Raw genomic sequence first — 21,531 nt, 5'->3', positions numbered from 1 at the left:
TTTCTAAGAATGTGATTAGACTTTTGTTTTCGTACCTGCTTAAGTAGATAAGCAGTGGTTCACACTTGCCTTAATTTCCTTTGTAGAATGAAGAAAAAGTATTTGTTTGTGAGTTGTCTGCTGTTTCAGCACTTGGCTTTTAGCCAGCAGGTAGTGCCTGATAAAGTAAGTTTGACAGAAGCTATTGATTTAGCCGTCAAAAACTATCCGTCTATTAAAGCTAAAATAGCTGAAAAAAACATAGCCGAATTTGCCCTGAAAGCGGCTCAGACCGAAAGTCTGCCTGATGTTATTGCACAGCACCAATATCAGTTGGCAACCAATAACAGTTTGGCCGGAGCTACTTTTCCCCTGCAAAGTCCCTTTCCTTCAGTTTCAGGTGGTATCCGTCCTGAGAACATCTATCAACCAGTGTGGGGTAGCTTTACTAATCTGCAGGTAAACTGGCAGGCTTTTACTTTTGGTAAAATAAAAGCCAATATAGACGTTGCTCAGAAAGCGGCCGTTCGTCAGGAGTTTGACTACCAGAACGAGATTTTTCAGCAACAGGTAAAGGTCATAGATGCCTATCTGGCACTCCTGGTTTTTCAGAAAACTGTCAGGATACAGGAGGTAAACCTACAAAGAGCTCAGACTTTTCGTGATGCAACCAATGCCAAAGTATTATCAGGTTTGCGCGCAGGTATCGATAGCTCATTTGCCAGTGCAGAGGTATCAAAAGCTAAACTTTTACTCTACCAAAGTCAGCAGAACGAGCGAACCCAACGCATTCGTTTGGGACAATTGATGGGTACTGCTACTGGCAATATGGCAGCCGATTCGATGCAGTTTTACCAGAAACTACCAACGCTCCTCAAAGAGTACCCTGATATTTCACAGAATCCGCTTCTTAAAGTTTATAGCTCACAGATTGATTTAATCAGGTCTCGTGCTGCCGCCATCAGAAAATCATATTATCCCAGCATTATTCTCAATGCTTCTGCCTGGGGTAGAGGTTCGGGCGTGGGTAATGCAAATGACAGATATAGTTCTAAAATCTTCGATGGCATCGGCTATCAGGTCGGCAATTATCTCTTAGGCGTGGGTATTAGTTGGAATCTAACACCTATTTACCGCATTCGCCATCAGGTTTCGGCTGAGCAACAACGAGCCGAACAGTTTCAATTTCTATTGCAGGAAGAAGAACTACGATTAAATAGTCAGAGCGAGAATGCTAATATTCAGATTGGATTAGCGCTGGAACAGGCACTCGAAGCACCTGTGCAGACAATAGCAGCCCGTGGCGCTTACCAGCAAGCTACTGCCAGATATGAATCTGGTCTGGCTACACTGCCCGAAGTATCACAGGCTTTTCTGCTACTCAATAGAGCGGAAGTTGACCAGTCGATAGCTATCAATAACGTATGGAGGGCTCTGCTCTTAAAAGCAGCGTCAGTGGGCAATTTGTCAATATTCCTTAATCAGGTTGATAACAAGTAAGATAAAAGAATTTAATACCCATCTGCTCTGCAGAAAATAAAAACCTCTTAATATGGTAAGACTCGCATTAAAAAGACCTATCACCATAGTAGTGCTCTTCACCGGACTGCTTTTGTTTGGTATCATGGCCATTCCGAAGATACCGATTGATATTTTCCCTCAGTTAAATCTACCAACCATCTACGTCATGGAGTCTTACGGGGGTATGTCTCCTCAACAAATGGAGGGTTTCTTTGCGACACGTCTGCAGGAACAATTCCTGTATGTAAATGGACTTAAATCTATCGAAAGTAAAAATATACAGGGGCTTACTTTTATTAAGCTGGCATTTTATGAAGACACCGATATGGCCGAGGCTTCGGCGCAGGTGGCTTTGCAGGTAAATCGTGCTTCAAAATTCTTTCCTCCAGGTGCTTTACCACCGCAGGTAATCCGTTTCGACGTTTCGTCTATGCCTGTTGGTCAGCTAGTATTTGATAGTAAGACCAAATCGCTCAAAGAGATGTACGATTTAGCCTCTACCTACATTCGTCCGATGTTTGGAACGGTTCCGGGGCTTACAGCACCCCATGCTATGGGAGCCAATTCAAGATCGGTAGTAGTGAATGTTGACCCTGAAAAACTCCGCAGATATAATCTTTCACCCGACCAGGTGGTTGAAGCCATTGCTAAAAATAATGCTATGACACCCTCAGGCAACCTGCGTGTCAACGATTTAATGTATGTAACTAGTGTGAACTCACTCGAAGAAAAAGTACAACATTTTGAAGATATTCCACTAAGCACCAATGGTTCAGCTACCGTTTTTATACATGATGTAGCCACAGTATCTGACGCTGCTGACGTCACTGTCGATTATGCCTTAGTCAATGGAAAACGCTCCATCTATATTCCAATTGTAAAAACTGCTAATGCATCTACATGGGCAGTGGTACAAGGCTTGAGAGCCAAACTACCCGAAATGAGAGCCTTATTGCCGGATGATGTAAGCATCAGCTACGAGTTTGACCAGTCGGTGTTTGTAATTAATGCCGTAAAAAGCTTAATGACAGAGGGGATTTTGGGGGCCGTGCTTACCGGGCTGATGGTGTTACTGTTCCTGAAAGATTGGCGGAGTAGTCTGGTAGTAGTTATTACGATTCCAATCTCTATCCTTATTGGAGTATTATTACTGAAAATGGCAGGGCAAACCATTAATATCATGACCCTTAGTGGTCTGGCCTTAGCTATTGGGGTATTGGTTGACCAGGCTACTGTGACTATTGAGAACATTCATCAGCACCTCGAAATGGGTAAAACCAAAAAGCAGGCAATCCTGGATGCCTGTGAAGAGATTTCCTTCCCTTTGCTCCTGATTCTACTTTGTATTCTGGCCGTTTTTGCGCCATCGTTTGTGATGACAGGTGTACCCAAAGCCATGTTTTTGCCTTTATCCCTATCAATAGGCTTTTCTATGATTGTCTCTTTCATTGCCGCCCAAACCCTTGTGCCTGTTATTTCTAACTGGTTATTGAAAGAAGAAATGTTTCAATATCATCATTCTAAATTTCATGCTCATGGAGGTCTGGCTTTAGATTCAGGAGAGATTGAAGAAGTAGAAGAGCATGACAGACAAGATAGACAACACGGAAATGATAATTCATTTTTCCAAAGAGTAAAAGTAAGCCTGGCAAATATGCTTGAAAGATGGATGCGAAGCAGAAAAGCAATTGTAAGTTTTTATCTGTTGTTGACTTTAGCAGCATCCGGCCTTTGCTTCTATTTGATCGGGAAAGACTTACTGCCTAAAACCAATAACGGACAAGTACAACTACGTATCAAAGAACCCGAAGGAACAAGACTGGAAAAAACCGAAAGAGATGTAAAGGGTATATTAGCCATCATGGACTCAACTATTAAAGGGAAAGTTGAGATTTCTTCGGTATATATAGGTATTATTCCAAGTAGTTATGGTTCAAGTAACTTGTATGTATTTAATAGTGGTACACATGAGGCCATTATGCAAGCTAATATGGGAGAAGATTTCAAAGGAAATCTGGATGATTTAAAAGACCAGATTCGGGCTAATATCAAAAAGGCTTATCCGAAAATCAGAATATCTTTTGAGCCTATTGAACTGACTGAGAAAATCATGGCACAAGGCGCTGCTACACCTATCGAGGTGAGAGTAATAGGTAAGAATTTCGAAGATATTAAATCATATTCGCGTCGATTAGTGGATAGTCTGCATCAGGTTAGTTATCTGCGAGATGTACAGATAGCCCAGCCTCTCAAATTTCCGGTTATTAAAATCAATATAGACCGATTCAGGCTGGCGCAGATGGGGCTGAATCTGCAAGAGGTAGCCAGAAGTATTACCGATGCTACCTCATCCAGCCGCTTTACCGAAAAAGTGCAATGGCTCGACCAGAAAGTATCCTATACCTATCAGGTACAGGTGCAGGTACCAGAATACCTGATGAACTCAATGGAGCAGTTGCAATCTATTTCATTAGTAAAAGGCAAATCTCGCCCGGTACTTTCAGATGTAGCGCAGATGTCGATTGATACGCTTCCGGGCCAATATGATCGAACAGGCCCAAGAAGATTCTTGACCGTGAGTGCCAATATTCACAAGAAAGATTTAGGTGAGGCTTCCAATGCAGTAAAGAAAACCATCGATAAACTAGGTACCCCACCCAAAGGCATGGTGGTAGAGGTAAAAGGAATGGCCTCTTTACTTACAGAAACACTCGATTCCCTTCAAACAGGTTTAGGTGTAGCTATTGTTGTGGTGTTGCTCCTATTAGCTGCCAATTATCAGTCTTTTGGCGTAGCACTCTCGGTTTTGTCTACTGTTCCTGCCGTATTATTGGGTTCGTTGCTATTATTGATGGCTACCGGAGCGACACTTAATCTCCAGTCTTATATGGGTATCATCATGAGTATAGGGGTATCAGTAGCTAATGCTATTCTGATAGTAACCAATGCCGAATCTTTGCGATTGAGTTATAAAAATCCTTTCAAGGCAGCAGTAACAGCCGCAAGTGTGCGCTTCAGACCTATCTTAATGACCAGTCTGGCTATGATTGCCGGAATGATACCGATGGCCAGCGGACTTGGCGAAGCAGGAGAACAATCGGCACCACTAGGCAGAGCCGTTATCGGTGGGCTTATCTTCTCTACGTTTGCCTCATTATTAATTGTCCCTTTAGTGTATGGCTGGATCCAACAAAAAGCATCTTTTAAATCAGTTTCCTTACTACCTGAAAATGAAAACATTAGCATTTAACACCCATATGAAATATTGTCTGATGGTATTACTGGCCAACGTAATACTAAGCGCCTGTACCGAAAACAGAGCGGAAGAAAAAAAAGTGGAAGGCCCGAAATCTTCGGCTCCCGTTTACCAGTTAGCTACAGTTGAAAGTGGAGGCGTACCTACAACCTTGAAACTTCCGGCACAATTAAATGCCTATCAGGAAGTAAGCCTTTTTCCGAAAGTAAATGGCTATGTAAAAAATGTGCTGGTCGACCTTGGCTCGCATGTAACCAAAGGCAGTTTATTAATGGAATTGGAAGCCCCCGAACTAGAACAGGCGGCCTTACTAGCCAAAGAAAAATATGCCAAGGCTAATGCCGATTTCTCGATTGATAAAGAACACTATCAACGTCTGTTGGAAGCCTCAAAAACCAAGGGTGCTATTTCTCCGATGGACTTATCGACCATCAAGGCTAAAATGAATGCAGATACGGCTTTGGTAAATGCCGAAAAAGCTAATTGGGAAATGCAGAAAGCTATGCTAAGCTATCTGAAAGTAACTGCACCTTTTAGTGGAGTAATTACCGAACGTAATATCCATCCCGGAGCATTAGTAAGTTCGATGGCTAAAGATAAACCCATGCTCGAATTAAAACAGATAGCACATCTGCGCTTGCAGGTTGATGTACCCGAGCATCTGGCAGTGAATCTGCATGAGCATGATACATTATCTTTCTATGTGAGTGCTTTGCAGGGTAAAAGACTCAAAGGTAAAATCAGCCGAAAATCAAGAAGTATTAATATGCAGTACCGAAGCGAAAGGCTAGAGGTGGATGTGCCTAACGGAACAGGTATCTTATCGTCAGGCATGTATGCAGATGTATTGATTTATTCAAAGGGCAATAAGAGTGCATTAATTGTGCCTAAATCAGCTGTAGTTACCTCTACCGAACGGAAATATGTGTTAGTATCTGACAATGGAGCGATCAGGAAGATAGATGTAAGCACCGGAAACCAGACACTTGACAGAGTAGAAGTATATGGAGACCTGCAAACGGGCGATAAAGTGATTGTCAATGCCACTGATGACATAAAAGAGACTACTCACGAATAAACAAGTATAGCCAGACATCAGGAAAGAATAATGATGAGCAAACGATTATTGATTTTATGGTTGTGTGTATGCTGTTTTGCCTGTGATACAGGTGAAATAATGAAACCTTACGCTTACCTGAGTATGAAATTTATAGAAGATGAAGACTTTGTATTAATGGAACGCATTGAGGGCAGTTGGTTGCCTAACAAAAAACAGGCAAGCCTAAATGCCTATGGTTTCAAAAACGAAAGATTATCCATCTACCTGCCTGGACTGATACAGACGGGTAGGTACCCTAACCTAACCATTAAAAATATCTTCTATACAGATGGTGCAGATTTTAATCCAATCAAAGTAGATAGTGGCTTTTTAGAAATCACCCAAATGGATTCAATTCAGATAGGAGGAACTTTTAGAGTAACACTGGAAGATGAATATAACGGCATAGACCATAGAACTGTAATTGGCAATTTTATTATTTATACCCGCTGAGAAGGTGAACTTTTTAATTAGCAAACAAAGTTAAAATAATTGGCATAGAAATGACTATGCCAATTAATGCAATGGCTAAAACGAAATTATATAATCACTTATATTTCTACTTATTCACATCAGGCAGATACCCAATAAGCTCTTATAATTTAGGATAATTATTAATCTGTGATATTACTTTGTTAGCTTAGGAATACAGTTGTTTCAGAAATACATAATAAGCTAGTGAAACCTCTAGTAGATGTAGTTAATTTTTATTTACTTTCTTTAAATAAATTTCCTAGAATCTGCATAATATGTGCCACAGGAATATACTTATTATTCTCCCAAGCCCTAAGAGTCGATTCATCTACCCCAAGCAAGTGACTAAACTTCTTTCTACTCAATCCTTTGGTATAACGATAGGCTATAATCTTGCCACCCAACGTACTTGTGTCAATTTCAAAAGGTAAAAAACCTAATACTTCAATAAGTTTTGGATAATTATGTACTTTGGGTTTTCCCCGTTTATATTCCCAATATACTACAGCTTCCTTGGTTACATTCAATAATGTGGCAAGCTGATCTAAAGTAAGTTGCAGTTCAATTCTTCTGTTTCTAATTTTATCTCCAAGTGTTACTGGGGCGTTCTTATAGCGTTTAAGTGGCTTTCTAAGTGTATTTCGCAAATCGTTAAAAGGCAACGCACCCCTCCCAACAAGCAATATATGGTTGGCTAAAAATGAATGGTTTAAATGAGAGATATTGCAGAGTTTAAAATTGCAGTCCAGAGTATAATAAGTAGTTTATGAAAACTCTTCTCAAATTTACCACCAACCTTAGTCTTGGATTTATAAAGAAAATTTATCTGCTTTTGATTGTGAATCTCTATTCTTCTATGTGTTTCTACATAGGAAGACATCATAAAATTTAAGAAAAATAAGACTAGTCTGGCAGCCCTTGCATTTACCCATACTATAGGAGTGAAGGATATCAGTTACCCAAACGTGAATATACTAATATGTCAAGTATGGAGTGCTTTGAGTCCGTGACTTGTCTTCTAACATGCTTTTTCATGAGTTAATCCAATCCATAGTTGAGTGTAATAAACTGGCTCATAAAAGTCTTACGAAAATACAGACCTTGGCTTTATCTTATATAGTAACTGATAGTAAAATGAAAAGTTGTTATTTAGCATCAACAGGAGGGAGGTATGAATATATGATTTAGCCAATTGTATTACCTATATTCAAGAAAATTTTGGATTACAAAATGCTAAGAAGTTTATTGCTCAAGCATCATCTAAAACTATCGCTGTTGTATCTAGCCTTAACATATAATAAAGAGGGATATCTGATTAAGCCCAACTAATTAGCTATCAGGAGATATATAAAAAGAGAACCCCGAAATTCCAAGAAATTGGCAGTTTTCGGTGTTCTCTTTTTACGTAATACGCTGATATCTAATTACTTATTTTTCATAAGGTTTCCCTTTTAGAAACATACCATTGGAGTTAAAACCTTTTACTGATTTTTTAAAAACTAAATTATAAAATACGGAAATTTACTTTCTTTATTGATATTAATTCTCCTCTTCCTTGAGGTTTTGAATAAGACTTGGCTAGTAATGTATACTCCCCTTTCACAGTACTATCATTAACATTAAAACCATTAGTGTCTATTTCAAATACCCGCCATAAACTGCCATCAACATCAGTACTTGTTCTGGTTACCGGACCAACTAATTCAAAAACTACACTTTTTACATCACCCGTAACAATTGCTTTTATATTAACATTATTTGGAAGATCACCCAAGGTAGGAATTGTACTTGATATTATTTCAGTATTGTTTTCTATACTCATTATCTCTGCATCATTTACTGAACGTAACAGTTTGAAAGTTATATCATTGTTAGGAGGCGTTGGTAGAACCGTATTATACGCAAAACTTTTTCGTGTGTCTCCTTTAAAATCTTTTATGGCAGATACCCTTCCTAATTCATCATAAGATGTAGTAACAAAATTATTATCAGGTGCAGTTGTTTTGGTTACACCAAACAATGGGATATATTCATTAGTTGTAGTCATGTTTAGAGAAGCAGTACCAAAAGTTGAAGAGGTCGGAATATAGTTATTATATCCAAACTGGGTAGTGGCCTCGGCTATTTGATTTGTACCTTTTACTTTACTTAGTAGCCCTCTTGAATTATATTCTAAATAATCTACCTGACTTACATAATTAGCGTTTTTAGTCAAAGCTCCACTAGTAACCTCAGACATACTAAAACTACTTAATGGTCTGGTAATTTCTAAACTGTAAGACTTGGAAGGCATTCCAACATAATTAGAGCTTGATGGATAAAACTCAATGTAGCTTCCTCCAATTACTTTATTATTTTTAAAAGATACATTTTCTATTGGTGTAATCACTTTTAAGGTATTTAATCCTTCAATACCTTTTAAATCATCTGTGCTTGGGCTAGTTGGAAGTGTAAAATCTTTATTATAGAGAATTTTGTTTTCGTAAACAGGAAAACCCGTTTTTGCTACACCCGCACTAGCTACATAAGTTTTTGAAGAGGTCATTTGCGAATGATTAGGGCTTTCAAACTTATATTCCGAAACCGTTTCAATAAAATTATTATCATTCGTATTATATGATCTACTTATCGTTTTTGTTAGGTTTACTTTACCTACGGGTGTTTTATAGTTCCGCCAATAGTATTCACTATTATCATCTACATGGTATCCGACTGCATTTATTATATCTATTACTGTTAGCGCTATACCAATATATGTTGATATTCCGTTAAGTATTGTTGCTATATTAGCCATACTTGCACTCTTTGCAGCAAAACTTGCAGCTTGTAGACCCATACCCTGAGAAGCCAAGCCACTATAAATGGCAGCAGCATTATTTGATACTATCTGAAATCCCATCCCTATATAGTTAAGACCAGATGACACGTAGTTTACCTCTTTTTTCCAAGGAAACTTGATTGGTGTATGACCTTCTATGTCAATAGTCGTTGGCACCATTGAGATTCTACCTAAAGTTCCTACTGTAGCAATTGTCAAGTCCGTTACCTCATAAGTATATTCTGTTTCGCTCAAAAGTTTATCGTTTTTATCATATATTCTTTGCGACTTAATTGAACCTTTTAGAAAATCAAATACAGGTATATTATCATCCGTTAAAGGATTATTAGAATCTAATCTATAATATCTATCATAACACTTACTTATTGTTACCCCATCATCCTCAATCAAATCGCTGCTTGTAGAACTTTTAATTAAGTAAGGCTGTTTTTCATTGTTGTAAAACTCGTACTCTATATAACCATTATTATTTCCATTTGCATCTAGCATTTCTTCCTTTACAAAACGGTAGCTAATATAACTTCCATTAATGTATGTTGATGCCAATTGACTCCAAACACCAGGAGCAAAGTACTCTGAAGATGGCTGACCGCCAACAAATTGGTTATAAATAACAGAGGGAAGTATTGAAAGAAAACCGGACGACTCAGTACTATTTTTCTTAGTATAAGTATATTTTTTTGTATAAATCTGATTAGTTACTGGGTCATAGGTTTTAATATTATTTACTCTTAAGCCTCCTACATTTTTAACACCCACCTTTTTGGGTAAGCCGTTAACTAATGTTCTTTCTGCAAAATAATTATCACAATCGTGCAATTCAAATTCAAATTGAGACCATCCTCCGGTTGGATTGACAACAGTATGTAATGAAGCTGCCTGCGCATAAAGCAAAATAGGTTCAACAAAACTAATAGGACATGCTACTCCTTTAAACTTTGGTTGAGTTTGTCCTACTTCAATATATGGGTGGCGCTCGTCAACCGCCCAAAATCCTTTACCAGCAGTTTCGTTTTCATCTTTTCCATTATAATAACCCCAGGCATCTCTGGCAACACTTTCTTTTCGTGGTAAAGTAATGTTATTATACTTAAATGTATATCCTTGAGCAATTTCAGTAATATTGTCACCTCCGTTATTACTTAAAAATTTTATTGGATATATTCCTAATAGTTTTAGATGCCCATCAGGTATACCATTTCTACGATTGCTTCCATTATTCATCTGAAGCAGATAATAAATATTAAAGTAGCTATGATGAAAAAAGTATCCTAATTTCTTAGGGTCAGTTGAAGATTTATCAACAATTACAATGTTCTTTAGGGCTTCCGCAGCGGGTATTTCTAAAATAGGATTAGGTTTATTACATTCTTGATAACATGATCCGGATTTTGCATTTATTGTACAGCATATACTTACTTGAGAAGGAATATCAGTCTGAATTCGCCAGGTATCAAATCTAAATTTATCTGCGAAATTACCATCGGCTGTTGCGTCATAATCAGGTATGATAGTTTTAATTTGTGGAGTACTAGGAATAGGTACATTGTCATTGAATCTTACTTCAAAATTTGCTGAAACAATCTTATCTAATTGGGATAAAAAAGTAATGGGTTGCTCTTTTTTGTCTGTAATTCTAGAGTAGGCTGGTTCTGTACAAGTTCCAGATGGTATATGTTCTATAAAATTTTCAGTATAGCCATAGGTATCCATCATCTGCTGTACACGCTTATAATAGAATTTTACTTCCTGAAACGGATTGTTAGCATCATTAGCACGTGGTTTTACAATTCTCGATAAATTCCAGGTATTAACGGTAACAGCGCTGAAATCATTATGTACAAGTAATGATGACCCATAAAGATTACTGGGATACAAAAAATTACTCTTCTTAAATTGATTATAAGTAAAGCCATACTCTCTTTCAGCTGAGTTTTCACCAAAATAATAAACTAATCCATCGGTAGTGGTAACTTTAAAAGTAATAAACTTCTTTTTACCGCTGATTTCTGCACCTAATACTGCATTTACCAGTTCATCAAAAGTATAAGTATTGGTTTGAGGACCGTTTAATTTTGAATAAGATACATCTACCAATTCGATAGTAATATCTGTATTCTGTTTTAGATAAATTATTTGAGGGCCTGTTCCGCCCGTTGGATAACGGATAATAAAAGGTACAGTACTTCCATTAAGTATCAATGTGAAAATATCTCTTTCTGTATCTGTTATTACTTCAAACTTTTCGTTGGGAGCAGGGTCATCATAATAATATATTCCACCACGATCGCGATCTGCCAATCCCATAATGCCATCATCGGCATATCTTCGCACAGTACGGACTATTTTTCCACCTGCCATTAAACCCCAGTTAAGTCCTACATTAGATGCTTGCGTATTAACGGGTACGCCACTGGCATCATAAGATATGCTGATAGGCACACCAATACTTCCCTCTTGTAAAGTATAAATTGAAATAGTAACACTACCAGTACCTGTACTTGGGTTAACTTCTTGGGCAAAAACCTGATAAGACATTAGCAAGCACAGCAAAATTTGGATAAGTTTTTTCATGAAAATGGTATATGAAATTTATTTTTTTTAAGAACAGGTAAATTTTTTACTTTTTGCCGAAGCTATATTTTGCAGTCAAAGAAAGGTGTGACCACGCACTTTATCATTTGAACTACGACCGGGATTATTAATATTAGTCTGATAATCAATAGTAAGTGAAAGGTTTTTAGTTAAAAAGAAACTCAAACCTGCCAGACCGCTCAAAAAAAGCCGGCGAGCAATGCCTTGCTTCTCTGTATCATATGCTATCTCAGGTTTATGAACTAACATTAATATTGTCTCAAGTGGTAATTTACCAATAACAGAAGCATTAAAAGTGAGTTCTGCTACATAACCCAATTCAAAAGGTATTGATAAACTCTGGATGAAGCTTAGCCTATAGTAAGTTTTACTTGCAAGAGCACCTGCAATAATACCAAATTTTTGTGCAAAGCCTTGAGAGTTTAAAATAAAAATGAATAAAGCAATGTAAATAAATGTTCTTTTCATTGTAATTGGACAATGTCCTTAAGTTGTTCTTTAATATTTATATAAATTTAATTGATCAATTTCTAAAAAGATGATTAGTATAAATGCAAAAATGTCTAATTCATGATGACATAAGATTTTCTAAAAACTGCTTTTTTTTGTCCAAATTATTTATAATACTTGCTAAATATTCGCCCCAATTAAAATCATCTTCGTCTATATATTCAAAAGGGGATGTATTTAATAGATTTTTTGGAGTTTCATAGGCAAATTGAACAATTATTCTATCGAAACTTAATAATTTAAATAGACTTTTATTTTGAGAATAATTCCTATCAATTTCTACTTTCAAATTATCATTTACAATAAACTGTTCATTTTCCCATAAGAAATAAAGTGTACTATCTAATACAAGTAAACCAGAAAATACATTATCAATTAGCATATACCATCCGTTGATATTTGATATAGATTCTTTCTTAATATATTTTTTCGAATCAAAATCGAAATATTGAAAAGCGTTATTAAAATTTCTTAAAAGTATCATTTTCATTTTTTATTGAAATTAAGATCACCTCCACCTGATCTAATTGCACTATTAATTATGTCATCCCAAGATTTTCCTTTTTGTCTCAAATAATCAATGGTAGGTCCTAGCTTATCTCCATATTTTTCGAGATTTCTTTGGTAAATTTCTTCTCTTAATGCTTCCGGAGTAAGAGATTTATATGTTACACCTAGCTCCCTTCTTAATGAATGCATAGTTCTAGCAATTTCCTCTGGTGATTTACCATCCAAGCGCATTTCGTTTGCGTAAACTGAGAGCATTTTTACTTCATGTTCATACATTTTTCTTAAAGCTGGTTTTGATAATTTGGCAAACGCAGTAGTATTTGGAATGACCTTTTGAGGTGGCTTAAGTGTAGTTGGTCGAAGACTTGGACTCGTCTTAACAACCGCTGCTGCTCCCGCAAGACCATCGACTGCCGTACCAATCTCTGCTCCTTTGTCGCCCCAAAAATAATGTCCCATGGCACCAGCAATACCACCAGATTGAATTTCATGTAAATACTTAAGGTTCGTAAAATACTGATTTCTATTATATGTTTGTAGTTCTTGCACTGTTCCATAGAACCCTTTACTATTAGGTCCTATAAAAGAAATCATTTGATTATTAAATTGGTCTTGCTGTCTTTTAAGCTGATCTTGGAAAGCTTTCTGAGCAATGATTAATGTAGCTTGCTGAGCATTAGGAATCAAATTTAAAGGAATTTTATTAAATGTTGCTCTGGTAGCATCATTTACTACCGTTGTAACTAGCCGGCCACTTTGGCTAGTACTTATTGCACTTGGTAATGTATTCGATACCTGCATCCCATCAGGATCAGTTAAATTCATTGGATCATTCAACACAAACCCATAAGGCGAAAAGTCATCAAATTGGTCTATTGGGTCAGGTACAAACCAACGACCAACGGTAGGGTCGTACATTCTGGCGCCAAAATTATAGAGTCCCATTTCGTTCTCATATTCTTTGCCATTGTATAAGAACCTGTCTGCCGGTTGGCCTAGATATGGATCAGGATTGCCAAATACAGGTAATTTTACTCCCCATGGATCATAAGTTGCTTCTTGCACCATGCGTGGTGGGTAGCCTTGTTTATAGTCGGTCTGGTTAGCCTCTGCTACTTCCTGGCATCTGCATGCCACGCGCATATTCCCCAAGTGGTCTGTTATCTGGTATTCATATCGCCAGAAATGGTTAAGCGTATCAGGTGCCGTATTCGGGTCACTATTATTCTGGTGTATACTTAATGGTTTAAGCGTTCTTCCGTTGGCAGTTGGTACCTGCTCAATGGCATTATCTTTAAATACCACCCCACCAATATAATCAATTGTTTTATCACCAACCCGCATTTGTACCATGTCGCCATCGGCAGTATAGATATATGCATTGGTTTTGATGGTATTTGGCAAATTAAGATAATTATACTCAATCTCACCGCTATTGATTCCTTTATTTTTATCCTGAATCATATTGCCTGAATTATCATAGGCATAATCGTCACCCGTATAACCTGATGGCGTTTTGCTTTCATCAAAGAACTGATGTCCAGTGGCATTAGCAGTAGTTACACCATCAGTAATCTTTAATAATCTATTTGAATTAGCAGCATAAGTATATGATAATTGGTCTACATTACCGCTCCCCTCTAACCACCGATTCATGCTTAAAATATTGCCGTGGTTATCATAACTCATATTTTGCAGACGGAAGGTAGAAACAGTGGCATTCAGTAATTCTGAGCTTTTTAGCTGATATCGGTTATCGTAGGTATAATTATCCGTAAAAATATTTTTGGCTTCTACTGCAAATGGAGCAGTATTTAAACCTTTGCGTTGCGCAATCTGCCATTTCTGTTGGGTGATAGTACCATTATATGGGAATCCACCATAGTCAAGGGTCATACCGAAAAAGTCATTTTCAGATTCCAAATTACCTACATTATTGATTTTTTTAAGCCAACCTTGTAGTGTATATTGATAGTCTACTATTTGTAAAGTACATCCCAAAGTATCCTTTATCATTTCGCCCATGCTATTGTAGCCATAGCGGGCCACAGGCTCCCAATAGGTATCAGAAGCAATAGCAGTAGTTGTACCCGAACTCGTTCGCTGACAAATACTTTTTACGCTACTGCTTTGGTTATAGCTATAGGTTTTTTCTACTCTGGCTTTTTCAGTTCCGCCATCAGCAATTAATAAGTTCCGTTTTACTCTTCCTACAAAATCCAGACTATAAAGTAAATAATCGGTGCCACCTTTATGATTAGTAGATGACATCTGAATTACTTGTCCGTATTCATTATAATAATCGGACCCAGGTCTGTAATTATGATCGGCATCTACTCCATTGCCAATATATTTTACCCAGGTTCCCGTTAGTTTGCCTTTAGGGTTCGTATTATATGTACTTGGGAAACCACTCTCTATCCGATAAGCAATTTGGTTTGGATAGCCATAAGTATCATAAAATGATTCTGTTTGCTTATCCATATCAATTGTTGCTCCAATAGTTGGTGTACCGCTTCCTGTATAAAGGAAAGTTGCTTTGTTTCTTCCTAAATCATCATAGGTAACTCTCAACCATTTACCACTACGTGTTTTTTGTAGCTCTAATTGGTCTAAAGTATTATAGACCATTTCTTCCATCACTTCTACATCGGCTGATTTACTCTTTATTACTCTCCCTTTCTGGTCATAATCAAGGGCTATAATTAACTTATATTTGAATGTATTATCCGTATTAAGTTCAAAAGGCTTAAATTCACTATTGGTCAGGTATTCAGCTTTAGGAGGGATAGTGCAGCGTAGTTGCCCAAAATCATCGTATACATAATACGTATTTAGTACTAGCTCCGGGTCTGAAGTCTCAGAACTTGCTTTATGAACTGAACGTGCTAAAACTACTTGTCCTTCAACATTCTTAAAAATATAACTTTCATTATCGTTTTCATCATGGGTTAGTGTCACAGACAGGCTTTGAGCTTCATACATGCCACTGTTATTGATGGTATAATTTTCGGTAGTAAGAGGGCTGGTGTCAGTACCAAAATCAAAGATCAGTTTTTTTACATTATCTGCTGCCGTATTAAGACGATAAGTATATTTTATCGCTTTATTCGTACTAACGCCATAATCTGCTCCTACCGAACCTGCTCTCAGAACTCTATTGAGCGGAGAATTATCATATTGAACCTCTGCAAATGAATGGGTGTCTCCATAAACTTCGCCATATTTTACCATTGATTTATTGGTGGCATCATTCACAAAGGCTCCGTTATTATTCGCTTTAGGATAAGGCATATAGGTCTTTGAAACCCTACCAAACGCATCATATTCAACAGGCTGAATTCTATCTTCGCCATTGACTTCTACTCCTCGGGCAATGCTTTGTAATGTTCTTCCTATACCATCATAATAGGTAATACTTTGAACAGTTGCTGCATTACTGCCACTGGTAAGGTAAGTATTTGATACTACATAATTAAATCCGGTTGTAAAGAAAGACGAACCGTTACCTGGGTTTATATCACTTATAGCATCACCATTCGGGCCACAGTCTGTACAACCGCAACTTACATTAATAACGACTTTTATTGTAGAAGTAGAAGGGCAACCATTAGTTGTTAAGGTTACGGTATAAATCCCGGCATTATTAACCGACGCTTCTGTTATTTGTGCATTTCCGTCAGCGGCTGGCGGACTAGTAAAACCGTTTGGCCCACTCCAACTATAGGTGTAAGTTCCGGGAACTGATGCTGTTGCGGTAAGATTAATTGTTTCACCTACATTCTTAGGAGAGTTACTTGAAGCAATAGGAACAACAGTAGGAGTAGTTACATTAACTGTAACTGTCGCTATATCACTTGGCACATTTTCTTCACTCAGGCAATAGGCTGTATAGGTTGTAGTAGCAGAAGGATTTAACTCCCTTGAATTTCCGATAAATGACTCATCATCCCAAACTACCAGTCCATCACAATTGCTTATCAATAAAGTTGTACCATAACCACTACATATATTTGTACTGCCTATGAATATGGGAGTAGCAGGTTTACCAACTACAACTCCGTCACCCTTTGTATACTCATATTTATAACTTTTAACCAGCTTATCATTGGTATTATATATCTCTTTTAATCGATTGAAAGTGTCGTATACATATCTGGTTTTGTTACCTGAGGGATCTGTTTCAGAGGCTACACCAATTAATGGGAAATGGGTATAACTTGTCACAAGAGAACTGGTTAAAGCCCCGCGTAAGGCAAGCATTTTTGTTTGAATAGTAGCTTCATTTTCTAATTCATATATCTCTGATATAGAAGAGCCAATAGTGATAAGTGCAGCTTCAAGGGTACTTGTCGTACAGTTTTTAATTTCCGCAATCAGATACATACCTTTATATCCCCATAGATAGGCTGTATTATCTGAATCAAGATGGATTTGTTGTCTTAAATTACTTCGGGCATCAAAATTCTCAAATCTGAGTTTTTCTCTATAAATAGAATTATCAAAAGTATATCCGGTAAAGAGTTTAGTATTAGCAGTAGTTTCGTCAATGGGTTGATTGCTGAAAAATGTATACTGTTTATCCGGAACAATAATTTTTGCTTTTGGGAATAGCTCCGTATTGCCTGAAGTATACCCCTGTAGGGTATTCACATCAAGAGATTTGAAATAATTAAGACTTGTGCCGACCAATGTTCTTACTCCTCCACGATTCACCCATTTTTGCTGCTCAATAATTGGGGACACTATATTATTGGCAATCATATCCGTAATAAATGATTGCTTAGGCGAAACGGATTCGTAATCTAAAGGATATTTATTAATGATTTCGGTAGAAGCACCGTCACTCTTTGTTGTACTTGTTTGAACTACCTGAAAATGCTTAGGGTTTGATGGCTCATACGAATAATTAATGGTAGTAGTCATTGGATTATTGCCATCCATGTCTTTGACTATAGTTGTTTCACCAGTCTTTTTTATCCAGCCGGAAGCAGTCAGATAAAATTTACCAAAGCCTACATTTACATTCCCTCCAGATATAGCATCGGGTGCTTTTACTAAAAACTCATAGAAAAAAGAGGGGCTTTTATAACCTCCAAGAGTAGCCCCTGGCCCACCATCTTTCTGGAACAAATAACTATAGTCTGTTTGAGATACAATAGTGGTTGTAGTCCCTTTGTATATCTTTTTTGAAAGTAACAAACCTCTGGTGAAGTCATAATTTTCAGTAGTCCCGATAGGATCAAATAATTGATTATATGGGTAGGTATTTATGTCATTATATAAGGCTTTATATGAAGAGTAGTTATAAATGATTTTATTAGTTCCATTTGTCCTTTCTTCAACATCTTCATAAATCACAAAAGGACTACCTATCGTTACAATGCTTTCGGTACGATAAAAGTTATAGTCTTGAAGAGAAGGAGAGCTCCCAACCGGAAAAGTTGCTAATCCGGCAAAAAGGGGCTCTCTACTTAATCCACCACTAGACTTGGTCGGATCACTTATACTATTGTAAAAGTATTCTTTTACAATTGGAGTAGTAGAGGCGGCACTTTCTGCACTTATCGTTTTTTTGACTCTTATACCGGGTCCGAATTTTTTATTATTACCAACAGGTTTATATACTGTTACTTTAGCCACGATAATTAAGTCATCATAACAAGTTACTTCAGGAATAACACTGTTACTAATAAAATCGCTGGCATTATACGTAACATTGGGCTGAAGTTTAGTAGTTGGATATACGTACTTTTTATTGTTTGTCCATGAAGAAGGACAATTGCAGTTTGGGTTAGGATTTGAGTTAGTAGGATCTTTTGCACATTGGTATTCGATAAAATATTGTGCTTCATCCGGCACTGTGAATGCTACATTTCCAATGCCTTGTGTAGATTTGATGGTGTATTGGTGTAATTCAGAAATTACCTGTTGCCCAGTTATAAGCCCACCAGAAGTATAACTATATTCATTTTGCTCATATTCAAATTTAGTAGTGCCTCCTGTAGGATAGGTTATTTTACTCAAGGCTCCGGTAGATGCTTCGTCAAAACTAGGAACCCTGTTGGCGCCCTTTTGCGGGATTAAACTATTGTTATAAGCAGCATTATAATACCCCCAATAATCAAGTGCTTTGGTATAGCCCGGAATAACATTAGCTATTCTTTCTCTCAGGTAGCTAAATTTAAATGGAGGCTTCTTTTCACCTATTTTACTTATCTCACCATAACTCATTAGGGCATATTTGTCGACGTCATCGTACTTAAATTCATAAGAGCTGATTAATTCTGTTGAATATTTATTCTTTACATCAATGCCAGTTAATCGTCTACTTGTACTTGTTTTATCTTCAACAGGCGTTGAAACTATGTCAGTATTAAATAAAACCTGATTGTAACCACTTGATGATTCTATCTTTGTTAAAAATCTTTCTTCTGAATAATTATATCTTACGCCTTCTTCATTAGTAAATGTAGCAGAGCCTTGAATACAGCCTTCTATATCAGAAGGATTAGGGCAATTTGGCGAAACTCCTTTTTCAACGAAACTTGTTTGTATGCTTTTTGTGGTACCTAAGGTAGTATAATAGAATTTTAGTTTTCTTCCTGATGGTGAAATAATCTCTGAAAGATGCCATGCAGAAGGAGCATCATTGGTAGTGGTTAATAAATAACTTGAGACTGTGTATTCTCTGACATCAAAGATATAAATAGTGCCATCTTCAGTTGTTAGAGTCCACTTTACTATCAGATGATCTGGCGTATGGCTCCCATCTTCTGTAGTGGTATTGGCGTCAAGGCGTTCTATTTTTATTTTTCTATTGGATACTATATGTGGTAGTCCGTCAGCTCCATAAAAAAACTTACCTGAATAAGCTCCAAAATTAAAATGAAACATATCAGGCTCTCCATCAATAGTTCCTTTTGAGGCATCTTCATGAATAGCAATGGTAACAGGCAAATTGTTCTCTCTCTCATTCAGAGAAGTAGCCACCATTGTTCCCTTCGAAAAATAACCATTGACAGATTCATCTCTTATACCTTGTGTTGTTCTGGTAATAACTCCGCCTCCACTTAAAGTCCAGCCTCTACCGACCCAACTTGCCCCTTCTGATGGTTTAAATCCTGTATAATTATAATTTAAATCTATCGACCAGTTTAAATCTCCTTCAGCTATAGTATAAATCGGAATATTATAGCTAGGAGCCCCTGTGCTTAGGTTAATAGGTATTTCACCATACTTCCCTAGTTGCGCTGCATTAGGAGATGGTGGCACTAAGGTCATTTTTAACGCCTCACTTTGAGCCACAGCAATGAAAGCCCATATGAAAAGGATAAATAGTAAATATATTTTTTTCATTGAGTACTAAAGTTGTTTGGTTAGTGTAAATTTCCAAAGGTCGTTTGATACCTGGTAGTTAAGACGGTTGTTAATAAACACGCCACTAAAAAGCCAGAATGCGTCCTTATCATCAACAAAACCTTGCGCAGAATGAATAATAGGAGGGCCACCGTTTGCTAATACGGACGTCCATCTTTCAGTTTTAGGGTTAAATTTCCATAAGTCATTATTAATCACAACAGTATCTTTTGAGAACTTTGATTGTCCACCAAATAACCATAAATCGCCACTCTTATCTGTCCACCCAACAGCACCATACCTGAAGCCAGGAGTTGCTTTTGGAGATTCTAAACCACTTATCTCTTGATTTGCTTTTTCATAAAATGTTAGTGGACCTGAATGCCATCGCCAAACATTTTTCTTAATATTAAAGAACCACATATCTGATAACCCTCCTGTAGTCTGGACTTTATTATCGATACCATAGCCACCATATAACCATAATTTTTCTCCAGACTTATCTACCCAGCCTATAGCAGTATTTCTTCCTGAAGGAGTGTCATCTGCTGATTCGGCGCCGTTTTTCTTAACTTCTTTTATTTGTTTAGAGTTTGGATTCTTCCCCCCTGCAACCCATACCCATATATTAGTTTTAGTATTGTATTTCCAGAGGTCATTGTAGTATCCACTTGTTTTCTTTGAGTTCTCAAGTACTAATCCTCCAAAAAGCCAGAGATTACCATTGATATCAGTCCAGGTAGTACTCCCTGACCTGCTTCCAGGAGCATTGGAATTTTTAGCTTCACCCTTTTTATCCGTTTTACTTACCGCATTGAGTTTTCTATTATCACTCGCTAGTATCCAGTTACCTTTCTTGATATTAAACATCCACATATCATCGTAAATGGTAAAATCATCCATACTGCGCCCTCCATACAACCAGAGATTACCATCTTTATCAACCCAGTTTGCTGCATCACGACGCCCTGAGGGAGTGTTGGTAGCTTTCTCTACATTTTTTTGCGCTTGTGGTGCCTGCTTTTCTGTAAATCTTTCACCTTTTATCAATTGAAAAGTACGAGCTTTGGTGTCAAATTTCCACAGGTCATTGAAAGCACCTATTTTCTTTTTCGAATCAGTTCCGATTCCGCCAAAAATCCAGAAGTTACCATCATTATCTTTCCAGGTCATGGCACCACTACGTGGTGAGGGGTAGGTATCAGAACCTAAATCTTTTAAACCTTCTACTTTTGGCGTATTCGAATTATCTTCTGCTTTGTTAGTCAGTTTTTTTTTGTTAATCTTTTCCCACGAACCAAATACCATCTGGGCTTTTATTTCGTCACAACAAAAAAGTAGTAAAATTATAAGTAGTGTTTTTTTCATAAACTAAATGATATTATAAAT

The 21,531-nt window shown here is 37.2% G+C and carries 10 protein-coding genes; 4 read left to right on the top strand and 6 right to left on the bottom strand.

All coding sequences use genetic code 11. The features are described from left to right. Positions 1 to 87 precede the first annotated feature (87 nt). The 4 genes from D0T08_RS18365 (at position 88) to D0T08_RS18350 (ending at position 6,308) form a co-directional block, all read left to right on the top strand. Positions 88 to 1,479 carry a TolC family protein gene (locus D0T08_RS18365; protein WP_116984139.1) on the top strand — a complete coding sequence of 464 codons (1,392 nt, stop codon included), beginning with the start codon at positions 88 to 90 and terminating at the stop codon, positions 1,477 to 1,479. Between the two features lie 52 nt (positions 1,480 to 1,531). After that, positions 1,532 to 4,750 (top strand): efflux RND transporter permease subunit, encoded by a 3,219-nt coding sequence (locus D0T08_RS18360; RefSeq protein ID WP_116984138.1) that lies wholly within the window; start codon positions 1,532 to 1,534, stop codon positions 4,748 to 4,750. Next, positions 4,731 to 5,834 (top strand): efflux RND transporter periplasmic adaptor subunit, encoded by a 1,104-nt coding sequence (locus D0T08_RS18355; protein ID WP_158561301.1) that lies wholly within the window; start codon positions 4,731 to 4,733, stop codon positions 5,832 to 5,834. Before D0T08_RS18360 ends, D0T08_RS18355 begins: the two co-directional genes overlap by 20 nt. A gap of 99 nt (positions 5,835 to 5,933) precedes the next feature. Then, entirely contained in the window at positions 5,934 to 6,308 is a 375-nt protein-coding gene (locus D0T08_RS18350; protein ID WP_116984136.1) for a hypothetical protein, read from the top strand. A 254-nt stretch (positions 6,309 to 6,562) separates the two neighbouring features. On the opposite strand, the gene D0T08_RS18345 is transcribed toward D0T08_RS18350, so the two are convergent. The 6 genes from D0T08_RS18345 to D0T08_RS18320 all read right to left on the bottom strand — a co-directional run bounded on the left by D0T08_RS18345 (position 6,563) and on the right by D0T08_RS18320 (position 21,510). Then, entirely contained in the window at positions 6,563 to 6,976 is a 414-nt protein-coding gene (locus tag D0T08_RS18345; protein WP_158561300.1) for a helix-turn-helix transcriptional regulator, read from the bottom strand. Positions 6,977 to 7,833: 857 nt separating this feature from the next. Next, complete coding sequence (locus D0T08_RS18340) at positions 7,834 to 11,742, bottom strand: hypothetical protein (protein ID WP_147322809.1); 3,909 nt, start codon at positions 11,740 to 11,742, stop codon at positions 7,834 to 7,836. A 75-nt stretch (positions 11,743 to 11,817) separates the two neighbouring features. Continuing rightward, positions 11,818 to 12,231, bottom strand: coding sequence for a hypothetical protein (locus D0T08_RS18335; RefSeq protein ID WP_116984133.1), 414 nt, complete (start codon positions 12,229 to 12,231; stop codon positions 11,818 to 11,820). A 100-nt stretch (positions 12,232 to 12,331) separates the two neighbouring features. After that, positions 12,332 to 12,763 carry a hypothetical protein gene (locus tag D0T08_RS18330; protein ID WP_116984132.1) on the bottom strand — a complete coding sequence of 144 codons (432 nt, stop codon included), beginning with the start codon at positions 12,761 to 12,763 and terminating at the stop codon, positions 12,332 to 12,334. Continuing rightward, positions 12,760 to 20,142, bottom strand: a complete 7,383-nt coding sequence (locus D0T08_RS18325) for a DUF6443 domain-containing protein (protein ID WP_116984131.1) — start codon at positions 20,140 to 20,142, stop codon at positions 12,760 to 12,762. The genes D0T08_RS18330 and D0T08_RS18325 overlap by 4 nt, the downstream gene beginning before the upstream one ends. Before the next feature lie 6 nt (positions 20,143 to 20,148). Beyond that, on the bottom strand, positions 20,149 to 21,510 hold the full coding sequence (locus D0T08_RS18320) for a kelch repeat-containing protein (protein WP_116984130.1): 1,362 nt from the start codon (positions 21,508 to 21,510) through the stop codon (positions 20,149 to 20,151). Between the last annotated feature and the right edge of the window lie 21 nt (positions 21,511 to 21,531).

Origin of the sequence: Emticicia sp. C21 (genome assembly GCF_003418935.1) — a bacterium.
GTDB lineage: Bacteria > Bacteroidota > Bacteroidia > Cytophagales > Spirosomataceae > Emticicia.
This window is presented reverse-complemented; position numbering and strand designations above follow the sequence as displayed.

What these genes read in the sequence shown, in the direction of transcription:
- D0T08_RS18325 (WP_116984131.1), bottom strand. Translation starts at nt 20,142, where the DNA reads ATGAAAAAAATATATTTACTATTTATCCTTTTCATATGGGCTTTCATT.
- D0T08_RS18350 (WP_116984136.1), top strand. Translation starts at nt 5,934, where the DNA reads ATGAAACCTTACGCTTACCTGAGTATGAAATTTATAGAAGATGAAGAC.
- D0T08_RS18365 (WP_116984139.1), top strand. Translation starts at nt 88, where the DNA reads ATGAAGAAAAAGTATTTGTTTGTGAGTTGTCTGCTGTTTCAGCACTTG.
- D0T08_RS18320 (WP_116984130.1), bottom strand. Translation starts at nt 21,510, where the DNA reads ATGAAAAAAACACTACTTATAATTTTACTACTTTTTTGTTGTGACGAA.
- D0T08_RS18335 (WP_116984133.1), bottom strand. Translation starts at nt 12,231, where the DNA reads ATGAAAAGAACATTTATTTACATTGCTTTATTCATTTTTATTTTAAAC.
- D0T08_RS18340 (WP_147322809.1), bottom strand. Translation starts at nt 11,742, where the DNA reads ATGAAAAAACTTATCCAAATTTTGCTGTGCTTGCTAATGTCTTATCAG.
- D0T08_RS18355 (WP_158561301.1), top strand. Translation starts at nt 4,731, where the DNA reads ATGAAAACATTAGCATTTAACACCCATATGAAATATTGTCTGATGGTA.
- D0T08_RS18360 (WP_116984138.1), top strand. Translation starts at nt 1,532, where the DNA reads ATGGTAAGACTCGCATTAAAAAGACCTATCACCATAGTAGTGCTCTTC.
- D0T08_RS18330 (WP_116984132.1), bottom strand. Translation starts at nt 12,763, where the DNA reads ATGAAAATGATACTTTTAAGAAATTTTAATAACGCTTTTCAATATTTC.